This is a genomic window from Pseudomonas sp. HT11 (assembly GCF_044875395.1).
Lineage (GTDB): Bacteria > Pseudomonadota > Gammaproteobacteria > Pseudomonadales > Pseudomonadaceae > Aquipseudomonas.
Genome location: NZ_CP173217.1, coordinates 2,960,552 through 2,978,700 on the forward strand (window position 1 = coordinate 2,960,552; position 18,149 = coordinate 2,978,700).

Below are 18,149 nucleotides of genomic sequence, written 5' to 3' on the forward strand. Positions count from 1 at the left end.
AAGCCCTGAGCGCTTTCTGAAAACCTGCTTGCGATAGAGTTCCAATTGAGAATGGCTTCCATCTTGGTGAGCCAGGGACTTTATCCAGACGGGTCACAGGAAGCTTTTCATGAGCGAGCTGACAACAGCAGACACCCCCTCACTGCGCACATGGCTGATCGAACACCTCGCCCAGTTGCTGGGCGCCACCACGGCAGACATCCACAATCTGGGCGATGAGGAAAACCTCCTCGGCTGCGGGCTCGATTCCATCCGCCTGATGTACCTGCAGGAACGTTTGCGCAGTCACGGCTTGCACATCGACTTTGCCCAACTCAGCGCACAACCCTGCCTGGCGGCGTGGCTGGAATTGTTGCAGGGCCAGGTGCCGCAGCACCGGGTCACCGATGCTGCGCCGTTGGCAGCGCCGGATGACAGCTTTGAACTGAGCGCCGTGCAACAGGCGTACTGGCTGGGGCGCGGGCCGGCCGAGGTGCTGGGCAATATCAGTTGCCACGCGTGGCTGGAGTTCGATTGCCAGGGCATTGACCCGCGGCGCCTGGAAGCGGCGGTCAAGTGTGTGCAGGCGCGGCACCCGATGTTGCGGGCAAGTTTCAATGACGGTCGGCAGCGGATTCTGGCGGCGCCAGCGTTGCCGGTGTTCGATCACCAACCCTGGCGTGACCATGCGCCAGCCGCCGCACACCAGGCCTGGCAGGCGCTGCGTGATTGGCGCTCGCATGAGTGCCTGGCGGTGGAGGCGGGGCAGGTGATGCTGGTCGGCCTGGTGCAGTTGCCAGACGGCCGTGACCGCGTATGGCTGAGTGTCGACCTGTTGGCCGTGGACGTGGAAAGCCTGCGCTTGTTGATGGCGCAGCTGGGTGAGGCCTATCAGGCACCGGCCGCGCTGGCGCCGCCGCCCACACTGCACTTTGCCGATTACCTGAGCCGGCGCCGCCAGCGGCGCGCCGACGCGTATGAGCGTGACCGCGAACACTGGTGCCAGCGCCTGGCACAGTTGCCCGATGGCCCGGCATTGCCATTGGCCCGTACGCCAGAGTCGATCCGCGCACCCCGCTTCAGCCGTCAGGCGTTTGTGCTCAGCCCGGCCGAAGCCGAACGTCTGCAACGCCAGGCGACCGCCCACGGCCTGACCTTGCCCAGCGTCTTCGCCACGGCCTTCAATGCGGTCTTGGCGCGCTGGAGCGAACAGCCGAATTTTTTGCTCAACGTGCCGTTGTTCGATCGCCACGATGACCAGCACGCTGTCGACCAGGTGATTGCCGACTTCACCACCTTGCTGCTGGTGGCCTGCGAAGACGCGCCGCAGTTAGCGTTTGCCGAAGGCGCCCGGCGTTTCCAGCGCGACCTGCACGCCACCATCGACCACGCAGCGTTTCCCGCGTTGGAAGTGCTGCGTGAGGCCCGTCGCCAAGGGCACCCCCGTTCGGCGCCGGTGGTGTTTTCCTGCAACCTGAGTGATTCGAGCTTTGTACCGCAGAGTTTTCGCGAGGTGTTCGGCGACCTGCACGACATGCTCTCGCAAACCCCACAGGTGTGGTTGGACCACCAGCTGTATCGGGTCGAAGACGGTGTGCTGCTGGCCTGGGACAGCCTCACCGAGCTGTTCCCCGACGGCGTGCTGGCGGCCATGTTCACCGCCTACATCGAACTGGTGCAGCGCCTCGCCGACAGCGACTGGAATCAGCCGCAGCCGGTGCTGTTGCCGCTGGCGCAACAGGCGCGGCGCGACCGGCAGAACAGCCTGCCGCCGCTGGCCCAGGGGCGTGGCTTGCTTGATGACTTTTTCCGCCAAAGCGCCGCACAACCCGACGCGGTGGCGCTGATCTGTGGTGCGCAACGCTGGACGTATCAAGAGCTGGCCGAGCACGCCCTGCGCGTGGCCGCCGGTTTGCTCGACGCGGGCATGCGCCAGGGCGAAGCTGTTGAAGTGTGCCTTCCGCGCGGACCTCGGCAGATTGCCGCCGTGTTCGGCGTGCTGGCGGCCGGCGGTTGCTACGTGCCGGTGGACACCGCGCAACCGCCCGCACGGCGTAGCCTGATCGAGTCGGCGGCAGGGATTACCCGCGTGATTGCCGATCAACCGCCCGCGGGCAGTTCATTGCAGTGGCTTGACCCGGCTCGGCTGGCGCAATGCGCGCCCTTGGCCACCGCGAAAAAAACCGCGCCGCAGGCCAGCGCGTACGTGATCTACACCTCCGGTTCCACCGGCATTCCCAAGGGTGTTGAAGTCAGCCACGCGGCGGCGCTGAACACGATTGACGCGGTGCAGGCCGAATTGCGCGTCACGCCGCACGACTGCCTGCTGGCCGTGTCGGCGCTGGATTTCGACCTCTCGGTCTATGACCTGTTTGGCGTGCTGGGGCAGGGCGCGCGCCTGGTGTTACTGCCGCCTGAGGAAACCCGCGATGCCATGCGCTGGGCGCACCTGATCAGCGAGCACCGCGTAAGCCTGTGGAACTCGGCCCCGGCATTGCTGGAGATGGCCTTGAGCATCGGCACGCAACACTGTCACTACCAGAGCCTGCGGGCGGTCTTGCTGTCAGGCGACTGGATCGCCCTGGACCTTGCCGCACGCCTGCGCCGCCACGCCACACCGCAGTGCCGGGTGTACGGCCTGGGCGGCGCGACCGAGGCGGGTATCTGGTCGAACCTGCAACGCATCGATGACGTGCCCGAGCATTGGCCGTCGATCCCTTATGGCAAGCCTTTGGCCGGCCAGGCCTACCGCGTAGTGGACGCCGCCGGGCGTGATGTGCCGGACCAGGTGATCGGGCAACTGCTGATTGGCGGCGCGAGCCTGGCCCGTGGTTATCGCAATGACCCGGTGCTCACCGCCCAGCGCTTTCGCAGTGATGCGCGCGGACGCTGGTATTACACCGGCGATCGCGGGCGCTTCTGGAGCGACGGCACCATTGAGTTTCTTGGGCGCATGGACCAGCAGGTCAAAGTGCGCGGGCAGCGTATCGAGTTGGGCGAGATCGAAGCCGCGCTCACGGCGCATCCGCTGATCGACAGCGCCTGTGCCGCCGTGGTGCACGGCAGCCTTGGCGCGGCGGTGGTGATCAACGCTGGCTGTGTGCCGGTTCAAGCGCTGCCCGCGCAGTCGATGCTGGATGACAGCCTGGCAGCCGAACACCGCGTCACGGCTGAATTGCTGCAACGCCTGCTGCAAGACCCGCCGCCCAGTGCGCTGCTCGACACCTGGCGCGCGTGGCTCGCTGGCTACGTCGAGTCCATGAGCCTGAGCGATGCAGTGGCGCAGCTGGGTTGGCGCGAAGCCGACCTGCACCGCATGGTCGGCGCATTGCAGGTGCTGTTGCACAGTGAAGACGGCGCCGCGCAGGTGCTGTTCGACCCGCTGCTGGCGCCTCAGGCCATGGCCTTGAACCTGCCAGCCGGTCGTCAGGTGCTGGACGCCATGAGCCGGGCCCTCCAGCGCCACGCCACACCGCTGAAGGTGGCGGTACTGGATGTGCGCGGTGGGCAATTGCTGGACCAATGGCTGAACCACGCACGCTCACGCGACCTGCAACTGACCGTGTTCGACACCAGCGCCGGCCTGCTGGCGGCCGCTGCCGGCCAGCGCCAGCGCGTGGCGAGCCAGCAGGTGGTGGACGGCGTATTGCCTGCTGAGCACTGGTCGCAGTACGACGTGGTGATCAGCTTCGCGGCGCTGCACAGCTACGCCCAGCCGGCCGATGGCTTGAACCTGGCGCAGGCATTGCTCAAACCGCACGGCCAGCTGCTATTGGCAGACCTGCTGCGCGACTCGCCATTGCGGCTGGTCAGTGCGGCATTGTTGGATACGCGTGAGCCGGTATTGCCGGGCGCTCAAGCGCTGACGCAACGGCTCGGCCAGAGCGGCTTCAGCCATTTGGAATGCCTGTGGCAAAACCCCGCGATGGTGCTGGTGAGTGCCCAGGCAGCAGGCGAGGGTTTGACCTGCGAAAGCCTCAACCACTGGCTGCAACAGCGTTTGCCCCAGGCGATGCGCCCGGAACGCCTGTGGTGCGTGCCGCGTTTTGCCCTGAATGCCAACGGCAAAATCGACCGTACGCGCCTGCAGGCCAACCTCGGCGACGCGTGGCAACGCCGGCAGCCTGCCCACCACGAAGACGCCGCATTGAGCACCGACCTGTTGCCACTGGCGGCCTGTTGGGAAGCCATCCTGGGGCGGCCGGTGCACAGCGCCCACGCGAGTTTTTTCAGCCTTGGCGGCGACAGCCTGCTGGCAACTCGCTTGCTGGCCAGCGTGCGTGAACAGGTGGGCGTGAGCCTGCGCATGGGCGACTTCTACCTGCAACCGACCCTGGCCGGCATGGCCGCGCTGCTGCTGCGCAGTGACGACGTGGCCATCGAGGAGGGCGTGTTATGAGCCTGGATGATTTGCTGCACCTCTGCCGTGAGCGTCAGATTGAACTCTGGGCCACTGCGGGCAAACTGCATTTTCGCGCCCCCGAAGGCGCGCTGGACTCAGCCTTGGCCGAGCGTATTCGCGCCCAGCGTGAGGCCTTGATGGTGCATCTCTCGCCGCAGGACTGGCAGGCGCAGCCGGAACAGGCGCTGCAACCGTTCGCCCTGAGCGCGGTGCAGGGCGCCTACGTACTGGGGCGCAACCCGGCGTTCGACTACGGCGGCAATGCGTGCCACTTGTACGTCGAATACCCATGGCCGGCGAATGTCGATACCGATCAACTGACCCAGGCCTGGAACGCGCTGGTGCAACGTCACCCGATGCTGCGCGCGGTGGTGCAAGACAACAGCCGTCAATGCGTGCAGGCCCAGGTGGCATGGCAATCATTGCCGGTGCATGACCTGCGCCAGGCCAGCCCAGAGGCCTTCGAAGCGCACCTGCAAGCGCTGCGTGCACGCCTGGACCATGCCTGCCACGCGCTTGATCAATGGCCGATCCTGCTGCCCGAAGTGAGCCTGGGTCGCGAGCAGGCGATTGTGCATTGTTCGGTGGATTTCACCTTGCTTGATTACGCCAGCCTGCAACTGTTGCTGGTGGAATGGACCCAGCGTTACCTTGAACCGACGCGCCATTGGCCGGTGCTGGAGGCGACGTTTCGCGACTATTTGCAGCACGAACAACACGCGCGCACCCGCGCCGCCTGGCACGCCGACAAAGCCTGGTGGCTGGCACGCCTGGACAGCCTGCCCGGCCGCCCGGACCTGCCGTTGAGCGAGCACGCGGGCCTGGGCTCGACGCGCTTTATTCACCACCACGGCGTGCTCGGTACCGAGCAATGGAACACCCTGTGTTCCCTCGCCAGCGCCCAAGGCCTGAGTGCCGCGGGCGTGACCCTGGCCGCATTTGCCGAAGTGATCGGCCGCTGGAGCCAAAGCCCGGACTTTTGCCTGAACCTCACGGTACTCAACCGCCCGAACCTGCATCCGCAACTGGGCCAGGTGATTGGTGATTTCACCGCCCTGAGCCTGCTCGCCGTGCACGGCGCCGACGGCGCAAGTTTCGTGCAGCGCGCGCGGCGTATCGGTGCGCAGCTGTTTGACGACCTCGACCACAGCCGCTTCACCGGCGTTGACGTATTGCGCGAGCTGGCGCGGGTGCAGGGGCGTGGCGCCGACCTGATGCCGGTGGTGTTCACCAGTGGCATCGGCAGCGTCGAACGCTTGCTCGGCGATGCCGGGCGACTGTTGCAGCCGCCCAGCTACATGATCAGCCAGACCCCGCAGGTGTGGATCGACTGTCAGGTCAGCGACCAGTACGGCGGCTTGCAGATTGGCTGGGACGTGCGCGTCGGTGTGCTGCCGGACGGCATGGCCGCACAGATGTTCGAGGCCTATGTCGACCTGCTGCAACGTCTGGCCGCGGACCCACAGCTGTGGCAGGCGCGTGGCGACATCGTGTTGCCCGCGCAAGCGGCAACCCCGCAGATCGAGGCCAGCGCCCCGGCCCGCAACATCGCCGCCGGCTTCGCTCAACAGGCCGTGCGCACACCCGATGCCACGGTGATCAGCGATCGCGACGGCCGCTACAGCTACCGCCAGGTGGCCCAACACGCCGCGGCCGTGCGCGCGGCCCTGGAAGCGCTCGGGGTCGAGCGCGGGGCGCGGGTGGCGGTGATGCTGCCCAAAAGTGCCTGGCAACTGATGGCGGTCATGGGCATTACCCAGATGGGCGCGGCCTATGTGCCGGTGGACATTCGCCAGCCCGCCCTGCGCCGTGAAGCGATCCTGCGTGACGCTGGCATTGACGCCGTGATCACCCTGCACGCGCAGGCATTGCCGGACGCGCTTGAGCTGCCGCGCATTGCCATCGACAGCCTCCGGCCCGACCCGCGTTGGCCAACCCGCGAGCCGGTAGGGGTGGCGGCCGAGGCGCTGGCCTACATCATCTACACCTCTGGCTCCACGGGCACGCCCAAGGGCGTGATGCTCAGCCACGGCGCGGTGGTCAACACCCTTGACGATATCAACCAACGCTACGCGGTGAACGCTGACGACTGCGTGCTGGGCCTGGCAGAGTTGAGTTTCGACCTGTCGGTGTACGACTTTTTCGGCGCCACGGCCGTCGGCGCGCACGTGGTCCTGCCTGATCCGGAACGCGGCGCCGACCCTTCGCACTGGGCGCAATTGATGCAGGAGCACGGCATCACCCTGTGGAACTCGGTGCCGGCGCAAGGGCAGATGCTGGTGGATTACCTGGAGACCGAGCCGGCAACAATTCCCGGGCCGCGGTGTGTCATGTGGTCGGGGGACTGGATTCCCACCACGTTGCCCACCCGTTGGTGGCAGCGCTGGCCCGACAGCCAACTGTTCAGCCTGGGCGGTGCCACCGAAGCGGCGATCTGGTCGGTGGAGCATCGCATTCGCCCGGCGGACACCGCCTTGCCAAGCATTCCTTACGGGCGCGCCCTGAAACACCAGACCCTGGAAGTGCTCGACACCCTCGGCCGCCAATGCCCGGTGGGCGTGTGCGGCGAGATCCATATCGGCGGCCTTGGCCTGGCCCTGGGCTACGCCGAAGACCCGCAACGCAGCGCCGAACGCTTTATCACGCATGCCAGCGGGCGCCGCCTGTATCGCACCGGCGACCAGGGGCGCTACCTCAATGGCGATGGCCTGATCGAGTTTCTTGGCCGCCAGGACGATCAGGTGAAGATTCGCGGCCACCGCATCGAGCTGGCTGAAATCGACGCGGGCTGGCTGGCCCACCCGCAGATTGCCGCGAGTACCACGGTGTTGCTGGGCGAGCGTCACGAGCGGTCTTTATGCAGCTTCGTCACCCTGCACACCGGCGCGCCGGCGCCACAGCTGCGCGATGAGCTGCAGGAGGTCCTGCGCCCGGCGCGCCAAACCCTTGAGCAAGCCGATTTCGGCCCGCGTGCCGACATCGAGGCGGCATTGCTCGCGCTGGACCGCGCGGCCGACGCTTCGCTGCTGCACTGGTTGGCGGGCAGCGGATTGTTGCTGCCAGGCCAGCACCTGGCATTTGCGTCGCTGTGCCAGGCGTTGAAGCTTCAACCCGGCCAGCATCGCCTGTTGCGACATTGGCTGACGCTGCTGGTCGAGAGCGGCTATCTGCAAACCGACGGTGATGGCTGGCGCTGTCAGGTCGCTGTTTTCGATCAAGCGCAGGCGTGGGCGCAGTTCGCCCGGCTGGCACCGGCCGCTCTGTGGCCGGCAGCCCTGGTGGATTACCTGCGCGGCAGCGCGACCCGCCTGGCCGAGCAACTTGACGGGCGCCTGAGCCCGGCCAGCCTGATGTTTCCGCAGGGTTCGGCGCACATTGCCGAGGCCATGTACAGCCGCGGTCAACACGCCCAGGTACTGCACCGGGCGATGGCCGAGGCGGTGAGCGCGATTGTCGCGCGTCAGGGCCAGCGGCGCTGGCGCATCCTCGAAGTGGGCGCCGGCACCGGTGCGGCGAGTGCGCTGATTATTCCGGCGCTGGCACCGTGGGTGGCGGCCGGGGTGCAGATCGACTACGTGTTTTCCGACGTGTCGAGCTACTTCCTCAACGCGGCCCGCGAGCGTTTTGCTGCGTATCCGTGGGTGCGTTTCATGCCGTTCGACATGAACAAACCCGCCTGTGAACAAGGGTTGCCGGCCGGGTCCCTGGACCTGCTGCTCAGTTCCGGTGCATTGAACAATGCCCTCGACACACCGCGCCTGTTGGCCGGTTTACGCCAACTGCTGCAGGCCGATGCATGGCTGGTGATTCAGGAACTGACGCGTGAACACCGCGAAATCAGCATCAGCCAAAGCCTGATGATGGAGACGCCCGAGGATGTGCGCGCGACCAATGGGCAACTGTTTGTGCACACCGCCCAGTGGCTGGCGTGGCTGAACAGCGAGGCCGGCGATCAGGCTGAGTCGCTGGCGCCCGCCGACAGCGTGTTGAAGCTGTTGGGCTACGACGTGCTGGTCGCCCGCGTGAAAACCGACCGCCCATTGCTCAGTGCAGACACCTTGCTGGCATTTATCGCCGAGCGGGTGCCGCGTTACATGGTGCCGGCGCAGGTGCGGGTGCTCGACCGGTTGCCGGTCACGGCCAATGGCAAGATCGACCGCCGCGCCCTCATCACCCAGGCCGAGCAACGGCAACTGCGCCCGGTGCAGCGCGCGAAGGTCGATGTCGCCGATGAACTGGTGCAGCGCTTGATCACGCACTGGGAGCGGGTGCTTGATTGCAGTGGTCTGTCTCCGGATCAGGATTTCTTTGCGGCCGGCGGCGACTCGCTGCTCATCGCCCAGTTGATCGCGGGGCTGCGCGAACAGGAACCGTTGGCGCAGGCGCAACCCTTCGACCGTTTGTTGCGGTGGGCGCTGAGCCAGCCGACCCCGCAAGGCCTGGCCCAGCGTTTGCGCAGTGAGTCGAGCAGTGACGCGCCGAAAGCGGCGCCGGCGCCAGTGCCGGATACGCGCCGGGCGCCGCTGGGTGGGCGCCTGCGTGTGGACGCGTTGACGGAGTTGGTCGGCGGCGAAGGCACCGCACGTGTGCTGGTGCACGAAGGGCTCGGCACCTTGTTGCCGTATCGCACGTTGATCGCTGAACTGGCCGGTAGCGGCCCGTTGCTGGGGCTGGCGGTGCACGACAGCGACCACTATTTGCGCCTGCCTGCCGAGCATGTCAACGCGACCTTGGGCAAGCGTTACGCCCAGGCGCTGTGGGACAGCGGCCGGCGCAGCTTCGATCTGCTCGGTTACTGTTCCGGCGGGCTGGTGACCCTGGAACTGGCCAAGGCTTTGCTGCAACTGGGCGCCGAGGTGCGTCAGGTAGACATTGTGTCCAGCTACCGCATTCCGTATCTGGTCGACGATGAAGTGCTGATGCTCTACAGCTTCGCCGCCACCCTTGGGCTGGACGGTGCGGCGCTCGGCTTGCCGTCTGCCGAACAACTGCAAGCCCCGGCGGGGCTGAACCTGGATGTGGGCTTGCTCAAGGCCCGCGTGCTCGCGGCGGCGCAAGGCATGGCCGATGAGCAGCTGTATCGCGTGTTTGTGCATTCCGTTCACGCCAGTCACTACAGCGACGGCGCGCCGTATGTGGGCGCCATCCGCCTGTTTGTGCCCAGTGTTGCCAACCCGATGATCCCCGATCACCACGCCAGCTTGCAGGCCTGGTGGCAGGCGGCGTCGCTGGCACCGTTGACGGTACATACGCTGCGCGGCAATCACTTTGAATGCCTGAACGCCGGGCTGAGTCGTTATTTGCTGGAGGAACATCCATGACGTTCGCATTGAAAACCCTGGTGGTGGGCTCGCGCTTCGGCCAGTTCTATGCGGCTGGGGTTGCCGCCGCCGAGCACTTGGAACTGGTCGGTGTGCTGGGGCAGGGCAGTCGGCGTTCCCAAGCGCTGGCGCGGTATTTGGACGTGCCGAGTTTCGACGCCCTTGAGCAAGTGCCGACCGACACGCACTTGGCGTGCGTCGCGGTGGGCGGTGCCGCACGGGGAGAGCAGGGCCCGGCCCTGGCACAAGCGCTGATGGAGCGCGGCATGCATGTGTTGATCGAGCATCCGCTGTTGCCCCAGGAACTGCACGAGGTGCTGCGCACGGCGAGCCGCCTGCAACGGCGTTGCCTGCTCAACAGTTTTTACCCGCAGCTGCCGTGCGTGGCGCGCTTTATCGAACTGGCGCGGCAGCTGCATCGCCAGCAGGGCATTCGGCATATCGAAGCCAGCTGCGCAGTGCAAGTCTGCTACGCGACGCTGGACGTGTTGGCGGCGCTGCTGGAGTCGGTGGGGCCGTGGTCCGTGGACTGTGTGGCGCCGGCACTCTCGGCCTGGCGCGATATCAGCCTGGTGATGGCGCAGGTGCCGGTGTCGCTGCGCGTGCTCAACGAACTGGCCGCCAATGATGACGGGCGCATGCAGATGTTGCAGCGGTTCAGCATCGCCACCGACAGCGGCACGCTGTTACTGGCGTCGCCCCACGGGCCGCTGCTGTGGATGCCCGCCGTGCGCGCGCCGCAGGAGGACGCCGAGGGGGTATTTGACCTGTTCGGCCCGCTGGCCGGCCAGCCGTTACCCTGCGCCGAGGTGCTGGAGGCCGCCGCGCCGGATTGGGCGCAGGTTTACCGCAGGCTCTGGCCGGCCGCCGCGGCCAGCGCGCTGCAACCTTTGATCACCGGTGTTGGCCTGGCGCGTCTGCAGCAGCGCAGCCTGGAAGTGGTCGGGCTGTGGCAGCAGGTGACGGCAGCTATCGGTTTTCCGCAGCAGCCGGCGCAGACATTGCCCGCCGCCAACCTGGCCCAGGCGCTGGAGTGCATTCGATGAGCCCTCTGCGCGAAATCTTGCGCCCGTTTCGTGGGCGCTTATACCTGGCGGTCGCGTTGCAGGCGGTCGCGGGGATCTGTTCGCTGCTGCCACTGATCGCGCTGGCGCACTTGGCCGACAGCCTGCGCCAGGCGCCGCCGCTGGCGGCGTCGGCCATGGCCTGGGTGGTGCTGGCGGTGGTGGCATCTGCCGTGTGGTTGTGTGGCCAGACCCTGGCGCTGCACCTGACTCATCAGGTGGATGCCGACCTCTGCGACCGCCTGCGCGTGCGCCTCGCCGAGCACCTGCAGCGGCTGCCGCTGGGCTGGTTCGCACGGCTGGGGCCAGAGGGCGTGACCCGTTATGCCGAGCAGGATGTGCGGGCGCTGCATCAGTTGGTCGGGCATGCGCCGACCGACTTGGTCAACCTGCTGCTGATCCCCCTGGCGACCTTCGGGTATCTGCTGTGGAGCAACAGCGGTCTGGCGCTCTGGTGCTTGCTGCCGCTGGCGTTGGGGGGGCTGGGTTATTGGCGTCTGGGCTCGGCGCACTACCGCGAAGCGGTGGCGCAGCGAAACGGCGCGATCCAGCGCCTGTTCAGCGACTACAGCCAGTTTGCAAGCCTCCTCGGTCTGGTCCGGCAATTTCCGGATGCGGGTATTCATCGCCGTGTGCAGGAGGCGGTGCAGCAGTTTGATCAGCGCTTCAGCCACTGGGTGAGCCGTGCAGGACACTTGGCGGCGTTGATCCAGGTGCTGCTGAGCGCGCCGTGGCTGTTGGCCTGGGTGGTGCTTGGCGCGTTGTTGATCGGGGTGGCGGATGTGGCAGCTGCGCAAGTCTGCGGCTTTTTACTGTTGGTGCGTGCCATGGCGGCGCCGGTGCTGGCGATGGGGCACGGTTTTGATGCGCTGAACTCGGCAGGCGAAAGTGCCCGGCGTTTGCAGGCCGTTTTGACCACGCCACCGCTGGCCGAGCCCGACGCGCCGCAATCGCCCAGGGATGCCAGCGTGGAGATGCTTGAGGTGAATTTCTCCCACGGTGACGTGCCGGTCCTCAACTCGATTACGTTGCGCCTGGAACCCGGCACCACGACCGCGCTGGTGGGGCCGTCGGGTGCGGGTAAAAGCACCCTGGCCGGGTTGATCGCACGCTTTATGGACGTGGACAGCGGGCAAGTCCGCGTGGGCGGGGTGGATGTTCGGCAGATCGCCAGTCGTGCGCTGCAACAGCACCTGGCGCTGGTGTTCCAGCAGGCGGGTGCGTTGCGCCTGTCGCTGGCGCAGAACATCGCGTTGTATCAACCCGACGCCAGTCACGCGCAGGTTCGCCGCGCTGCCAAGGCCGCTTGCCTGGACGCCTGGATCATGGGGTTGCCCAAGGGCTACGCCAGCGTGGTGGACGAAGACGTGCGCTTGTCCGGTGGCGAGTTACAGCGCCTGGCGATTGCGCGGGCACTGCTGTCGCCTGCGCCGATCATGTTGCTGGATGAACCCACGTCCGCCACCGACCCGCACACCGAGCGCGCACTGCGCGCCGCCCTGCACAACGACGCGGCCGGGCGTACGCGGCTGATCATTGCCCATCGCCTGGAAACAATCCGCCATGCCGAGCAGATTCTGGTGCTCAGTGACGGGCGCATCGTGCAACGCGGGCGCCATGCGGACCTGTTGGTCATGGACGGCCTCTACCGACAGCTCTGGAACGAGCAAACCTCGAACGCCGATCAACTGGAGCCTGTGTCATGAGTGTTGTTTCGCTGTTGCGTCATTTGCCCGACCTCGCCCGGCGCGTGCTGCGCGGCGCCTTGGTGTGGATGCTGCTGGCCGCCGTCCTCGATGGCTTGGCGGGCTTGGCGCTGGTGCCGTTGATACTGGCCTGGTTCGAGCACCAGAACCTGCAGTCGAGCGTGCTGGTGCTGCTGGGGTTGACGCTGCTGCAGGCGGGCGTCAGTTACGTCGCGCAGCGCCGTGGTTATCTGGCCGGTGCCGGGCTGGCTGCGGGCCTGGTCTGGCAGTTGGTGCAACACTTGCCGCGACTGCCGCTGACCCGTCGAGGCCAACTGGAAGGGCTGGTGAGCGGGCCGGTGTTCAACAGCATGGGCATTCCTGCGCATCTGCTGGCACCGTTGGTCACCGCGCTGGTGACACCAACGGTGGTGGTGCTGGGACTGTTCTTCATCGAGCCGCGTGTGGCGCTGGTGTTGGCGCTGGCGTACCTGCCGCTGTTCGGCCTTTTACGTTGGGCCGGGCGGCGCAGCCTGGATCTTGAGCAACAGCGTCAGGCCGTGGACCGCCACGCCGCGCGACTGCTGCAGGCGTTCGCGCAGCAACAGGCGTTGATCCGCAGTGCCGGCGACGCCAGCCTGGGCCAACGGGCGCTGCGCGAGGCGCTGCATGAGCAGCACCAGGCGACGCGCAAGCTCAATCGCCGGGGGTTGCCCGCCGGCATCGGGTTTGCCGCCGCGGTGCAGATGGTGTTTGCGCTGGCGCTGGCAGGCGGCGTGCTGGCGGTGGCCGCGGGGCATTTATCCGGCGCGCTGCTGGTGGTGGTGCTGGTGCTGCTGGTGCGCTTTATCGAGCCGCTGTCGCAATTGGCGTATCTGGACCAGGCCCTGCGCATGGCCTGGCAGGCGCTCTCGCAAGTCTTGGCGGTGTTGGCGGCGCCGACGTTGCACAGCCCGCAACCCGGTGAGCAACCGCAGGATGCGAGCCTGGAAGGGCAGCGCCTGAACAGCTTCGGTGAGGCGGGCGAGCACCTGCTCAAGGACCTCGATGTGCATTGCGCGGCGGGCACGTTCACGGCAATCGTCGGGCCCTCGGGGGCGAGCAAAAGCACCTTGCTGGCCTTGCTGGGCCGCGGCATGGACCCGCAGACCGGGCAAGTGCGCCTTGGCCAGGTGGACATCCGCCAGATAAGCGAACACACCCTGGCCCAGCACATGACCCAGGTGTTCCAGGACAGCGGCCTGTTCGCCGGCAGCCTGCTGTGGAACGTGAGCATGGCGCGGCCGCACGCCACGCCCGCGCAATTGCAGCAAGCCGCCCGGGACGCTGCACTGGACGACGTCCTTAGCCGCCTGCCGGAGGGTTGGCACAGTGAAGTGGGGCCGGGCGGGGCATTGCTGTCCGGCGGCCAACGGCAACGGGTTGGCCTGGCGCGTGCGTTGCTGTCACAGGCGCCGGTCCTGCTGCTGGATGAACCCACCGCCAGCCTCGATGCGCGCAGCGAGGCACGGGTCAATCGCAGCCTGCAGGCGCTGCACGGCAGGCGCACCTTGGTGTTGGTGTCGCACAACCCGACGCTGGTGCGCGATGCCGACCAGATCCTGGTGCTGGAAGGCGGCAGTGTCAGCGGCTGCGGCAGCCATGAGCATTTGCTCGCCACACACCCGTGGTATGCGCAGTTCGTCGAGCAGCACCGAGGTGAATGAGTGCCGGGCAGCCATTGAAAAAGTCCCTGAATCGAAAAGTCGGCCCGCTCGTTTAAACGATACTAATGCGAATTATTATCGAATGGGGCGCAGCAATGTCACACCGGGGAGCAACAAAGGTTGGGCGGGGCTTCAAGCGTAACGGGGCACACGTGGGGATCGCGCTGGTACTGGGCCTGAGCCCGCTGGCGCCGGCGCGTGCCGCCGTGCAGTTGGACAGTATCGAGATTGCCGGCGACGACACCTCCGGCGATGTGACCCCGCCGGGCGTGACCACCCTGGGCAAGCTGCCACTCACGCTGCGGGAAACCCCGCAGTCGGTGAGCGTGATCGACCACGAGCGCATCGAGCAGCAGAACCTGTTCAGCCTCGACGAAGTGATGCAGCAAGCCACCGGTGTGACAGTGCAACCCTTCCAGCTGCTGACGACTGCCTATTACGTGCGCGGCTTCAAGATCAACGCGTTCGAGCTGGACGGTGTGCCGGCGATGCTCGGTGAAACCGCCGGTTCGCCCCAGGACATGGCGGTGTACGAGCGCGTCGAAATCCTGCGCGGCGCCAACGGTCTGCTCCACGGCAGCGGCAACCCGGCGGCCACGGTCAACCTGGTGCGCAAACGCCCGCAAAAGCAATTCACCGCCAGCACCACCCTCAGCGCTGGCAGTTGGGACCGCTACCGCGGCGAAGTTGATGTGGGCGGGCCGTTGACGCAATCGGGCAACGTGCGTGGCCGAGTGGTGGCCGCTTATGAAGACCGCGACTACTTCTACGACGTCGGCAAACAAGACACGCAGTTGCTTTACGGTGTCACCGAGTTCGACCTGAGCCCCGACACGCTGCTGACCCTGGGCGCGCAGTATCAGACCATCGACCAGGTGACCAATATGGCCGGCGTGCCGATGGCCAAGGACGGTTCCAGCCTGCACCTGCCGCGTTCCACCTACCTGGACGTGGACTGGGACCGCTTCAAGTGGACCACGCGCCGGGTGTTCGGCGCCCTTGAGCAGCAACTTGATCACGACTGGAAAGCCAAAGTCGCCGCCGAATACCAGGACGCTGACTCCAGCCTGCGTTACGCCGGAGCGTACGGCGCCATCGATCCGCTCACCGGCGATGGCGGGCACTTGATGGGCGCGGCGTATACCTTCAACAGCACTCAGAAGAGCGTGGATGCGTCGGTCGATGGGCCTTACGCGTTGTTCGGCCGCAGCCATGAATTGCTGCTGGGCAGCAATTACAGCCAGGGCGAAACCGAACAGCACAGCGCTCAGTTCACCACGCCGTTGAATGTGCCGGTGAATGTCTATCGCTGGGACCCGAGCAGCGTGCCCAAACCCGGGATCAGCGCCTACACCTCGCCGGGCTCGACCACCACCACCTCCAAAGGCGTTTACGCGCTGACCCGCTACAAACTGCTCGACCCGTTGACGCTGGTGATCGGTGGCCGTGCCAATTGGTGGGACCAGGACGCGCCGACCAGCCACTTCAAGCCCGGTCGGGAAATCACCCCGTATGGCGGCCTGATCTGGGACTTTGCGCAGAACTGGTCGTGGTACGCCAGCTACGCCGAGGTCTACCAGCCGCAAACCGGGCAAACCTGGAGCGGCGATCTGCTCAAGCCGGTCGAGGGCAAGACCTACGAAACCGGCGTCAAGGGCGAGTTGGCCGATGGCCGCTTGAATGTGTCATTGGCGGTGTTCCGCATCGATCTTGAAAACAACCCGCAGGTCGATCCCGAACACCCCGGCGCCGGGCCGAACACCTATTACATCAGCGGCGGCAAAGTGCGCAGCCAGGGCTTCGAGCTGGAAAGCACCGGCTACATCACGCCTGAGTGGAACGTCTCCGCTGGCTACACCTACACCACCACCGAATACCTCAAGGACACCAGCAATGCCTCGGGCGAACGCTACGCCGAATTCACCCCGCGCCACATGGCGCGGGTCTGGACCGAATACCAACTGCCATGGCAAGAACATCGCTGGAGCGTCGGCGCCGGGGTGCAGGCGCAAAGTGATTACGCCACGCAATCCGGCGCAGTGACCCTGGAGCAGGGCGGCTATGCCTTGCTCAACGCGCGCGTCGCTTATCGCATCGACGAGCATTGGACGGCCGCGGTGAACGGCAACAACCTGGCCGATCGCAAGTACTACCAGAGCCTGTCCAACGTCAATTGGAACAACCGCTACGGCGAACCGCGCAGCCTCAACATGACCTTACGAGGTACGTTCTGATGCTCGGCGCCTGGCCGTTGCGCATCGGCCTGGCGTTGGCCGGCAGTGTGCTCAGCAGCCTGCAACTGGCGGTGCTGCTGGCGCGGCATTATCCGTGGGGCGACGGCCTGGAACGGCTGTGTGCCGGGGTGTTCCTGGGGCTGGGCTTTCTGGTGACGGTGCTGCTGTGGTCGCTGCTGGCGCCGGATCGGCCGCGTGTGGTGTATCGCTCCAGCGCCTGGCTGCTGCTGTTTACGCCCTGGCTGCTATGGGATGGAACCTGGTCATGAAACTGATGGGAGCCCCGAGGGCGCTGGTGCAGCGCGTACATGCCGGGATGGGCGCGGTGTTTGGCGTGGTGCTGTTTGGCATCCTGCTGACCGGCGCGTGGAGCATGGCCCATGAAGACTTGCGCGCCTGGTTTCGCGGGCCTTCAGCACTGAGCCATAAGCCGGCGATGGCGGTGGAGCAATGGCTGGAGGTCGCGCGTGAAAAGGGCCTGGCGCTGGACGAATTGCGCATTCGTTTGCCCGACAGCCACCACTCGGTGGTCGAGCTGTGCGCTTCGCCCGGCGACTGCAGCGTCGCGCTGGACCCGGCCAGCGGCCGTGCGGTCGCGTCGGGCGATGCGGCCGACATCCTGTTCAATCTGCACAAAAGCCTGTTCATCGGCTTCCCGGGACGGGTGCTGATCAGCCTGCTGGGCGTGGTGTTGCTACTGATGATCTGGGCCGGCAGCGCCTTGCACAGCGGGCGTCTGCAAGACCTTAAACGCCTGCGCCGGGACCGTGGCGCGCGGGTGTTTGCCCATGACCTGCACAGCCTGATCGGGCGGTGGTGCGGGCCGTGGTTGCTGCTGTTCGGCGTGACCGGCGCGCTGTCGGGCCTTGGCGCGCTCGGCACGCTGGGCCTGGCCGGGCAGGCGTTTCCAGGCGCGCCGCAGCAGGCCTTCATGCACTTGTTGGGCGCGCCGCCGCAGGTCAGCGCGCAGGCAAGTGCGGCGCGGGTCGACCTCGATCAGCTGTTACGCGAGGACGCCGCTGCCCACCCCGGGTTCCTGGCGCAAAACCTCGCCTTGCACCGCTGGGGCGAACCGGGTGCCTGGGTTGAAGTCAGCGGCATCCAGCAAGGGTTGCCCAGCACCGCGGTGTTTGAACGCCATGCCTACGCAGGCGCTGACGGCGTGGCTGTGGGCACCCGCAGTGCCAGTGGGCGCGGCCTGTGGCTGCAGGCGTTCATCGCGGTGCAGCCGCTGCACTTCGCCGATTACCGCTGGGTGCCCTATGGCGGGCCGCTGCTGCGTGCCGTGCATTTCGCCATGGCGTTGGCGGCGGCGGTGCTGGTGCTCAGCGGCTTGTACCTGTGGCTGGAACGCAAGCGCCTCAAGGCGGGCGCCGGTTGGCAGGTGCTGTTGCGCCTGGTGGTCGGCGGTGGCGGCGGGTTGCTGACGGCTACCGCTGTGTTGCTGTGCGCGGGGGCGCTGGGCAGCGGCGCGCTGGCGGGGTGGTTCTGGGGCAGTTGGCTCGCCAGCCTGTTGCTGGCGTGCGTGATGCCGCCGCGCCGTCAACCGCTGCACTTTTTGTTGGCGGTGGCGGGCCTGGCCTTTGTCGCTGCGGGCGGGGTGCACATGGTGGGGAGTGTGAGGCAGGGCGGTCTGCCGCTGTGGCCCATCGACCTGGTGTTGTTGCTGTGCGGTGCGAGTGCCTTGTGGGCATTGCGCCGGCTGATTTCTTTTACGCGTGCGGCACGGGCTGCCGCCGCCAACGTTGCCTGATGGGA

8 protein-coding genes are annotated in these 18,149 nt (G+C 66.5%); all 8 read left to right on the forward strand.

All coding sequences use genetic code 11. The features are described 5' to 3' along the window. Positions 1 to 109: 109 nt before the first annotated feature. The 8 genes from ABWL43_RS13665 to ABWL43_RS13700 all read left to right on the forward strand — a co-directional run bounded on the left by ABWL43_RS13665 (position 110) and on the right by ABWL43_RS13700 (position 18,144). Positions 110 to 4,378 (forward strand): amino acid adenylation domain-containing protein, encoded by a 4,269-nt coding sequence (locus ABWL43_RS13665; RefSeq protein ID WP_404488153.1) that lies wholly within the window; start codon positions 110 to 112, stop codon positions 4,376 to 4,378. After that, entirely contained in the window at positions 4,375 to 9,702 is a 5,328-nt protein-coding gene (locus tag ABWL43_RS13670) for an amino acid adenylation domain-containing protein (protein ID WP_404488155.1), read from the forward strand. Before ABWL43_RS13665 ends, ABWL43_RS13670 begins: the two co-directional genes overlap by 4 nt. Beyond that, positions 9,699 to 10,748: a Gfo/Idh/MocA family oxidoreductase gene (locus ABWL43_RS13675; protein ID WP_404488157.1), complete on the forward strand. Its 1,050-nt coding sequence runs from the start codon at positions 9,699 to 9,701 to the stop codon at positions 10,746 to 10,748. The genes ABWL43_RS13670 and ABWL43_RS13675 overlap by 4 nt, the downstream gene beginning before the upstream one ends. Beyond that, positions 10,745 to 12,472, forward strand: coding sequence for an ABC transporter ATP-binding protein (locus ABWL43_RS13680; protein WP_404488159.1), 1,728 nt, complete (start codon positions 10,745 to 10,747; stop codon positions 12,470 to 12,472). Before ABWL43_RS13675 ends, ABWL43_RS13680 begins: the two co-directional genes overlap by 4 nt. Next, a complete protein-coding gene (locus ABWL43_RS13685) occupies positions 12,469 to 14,157 on the forward strand; it encodes an ABC transporter ATP-binding protein (protein WP_404488161.1) in 1,689 nt (562 codons plus the stop codon). Before ABWL43_RS13680 ends, ABWL43_RS13685 begins: the two co-directional genes overlap by 4 nt. 158 nt (positions 14,158 to 14,315) lie before the next feature. Then, entirely contained in the window at positions 14,316 to 16,391 is a 2,076-nt protein-coding gene (locus tag ABWL43_RS13690) for a TonB-dependent siderophore receptor (protein WP_404488407.1), read from the forward strand. Beyond that, positions 16,391 to 16,660: a hypothetical protein gene (locus ABWL43_RS13695; protein ID WP_404488163.1), complete on the forward strand. Its 270-nt coding sequence runs from the start codon at positions 16,391 to 16,393 to the stop codon at positions 16,658 to 16,660. Before ABWL43_RS13690 ends, ABWL43_RS13695 begins: the two co-directional genes overlap by 1 nt. Then, entirely contained in the window at positions 16,657 to 18,144 is a 1,488-nt protein-coding gene (locus ABWL43_RS13700) for a PepSY-associated TM helix domain-containing protein (protein ID WP_404488164.1), read from the forward strand. The genes ABWL43_RS13695 and ABWL43_RS13700 overlap by 4 nt, the downstream gene beginning before the upstream one ends. Positions 18,145 to 18,149 lie beyond the last annotated feature (5 nt).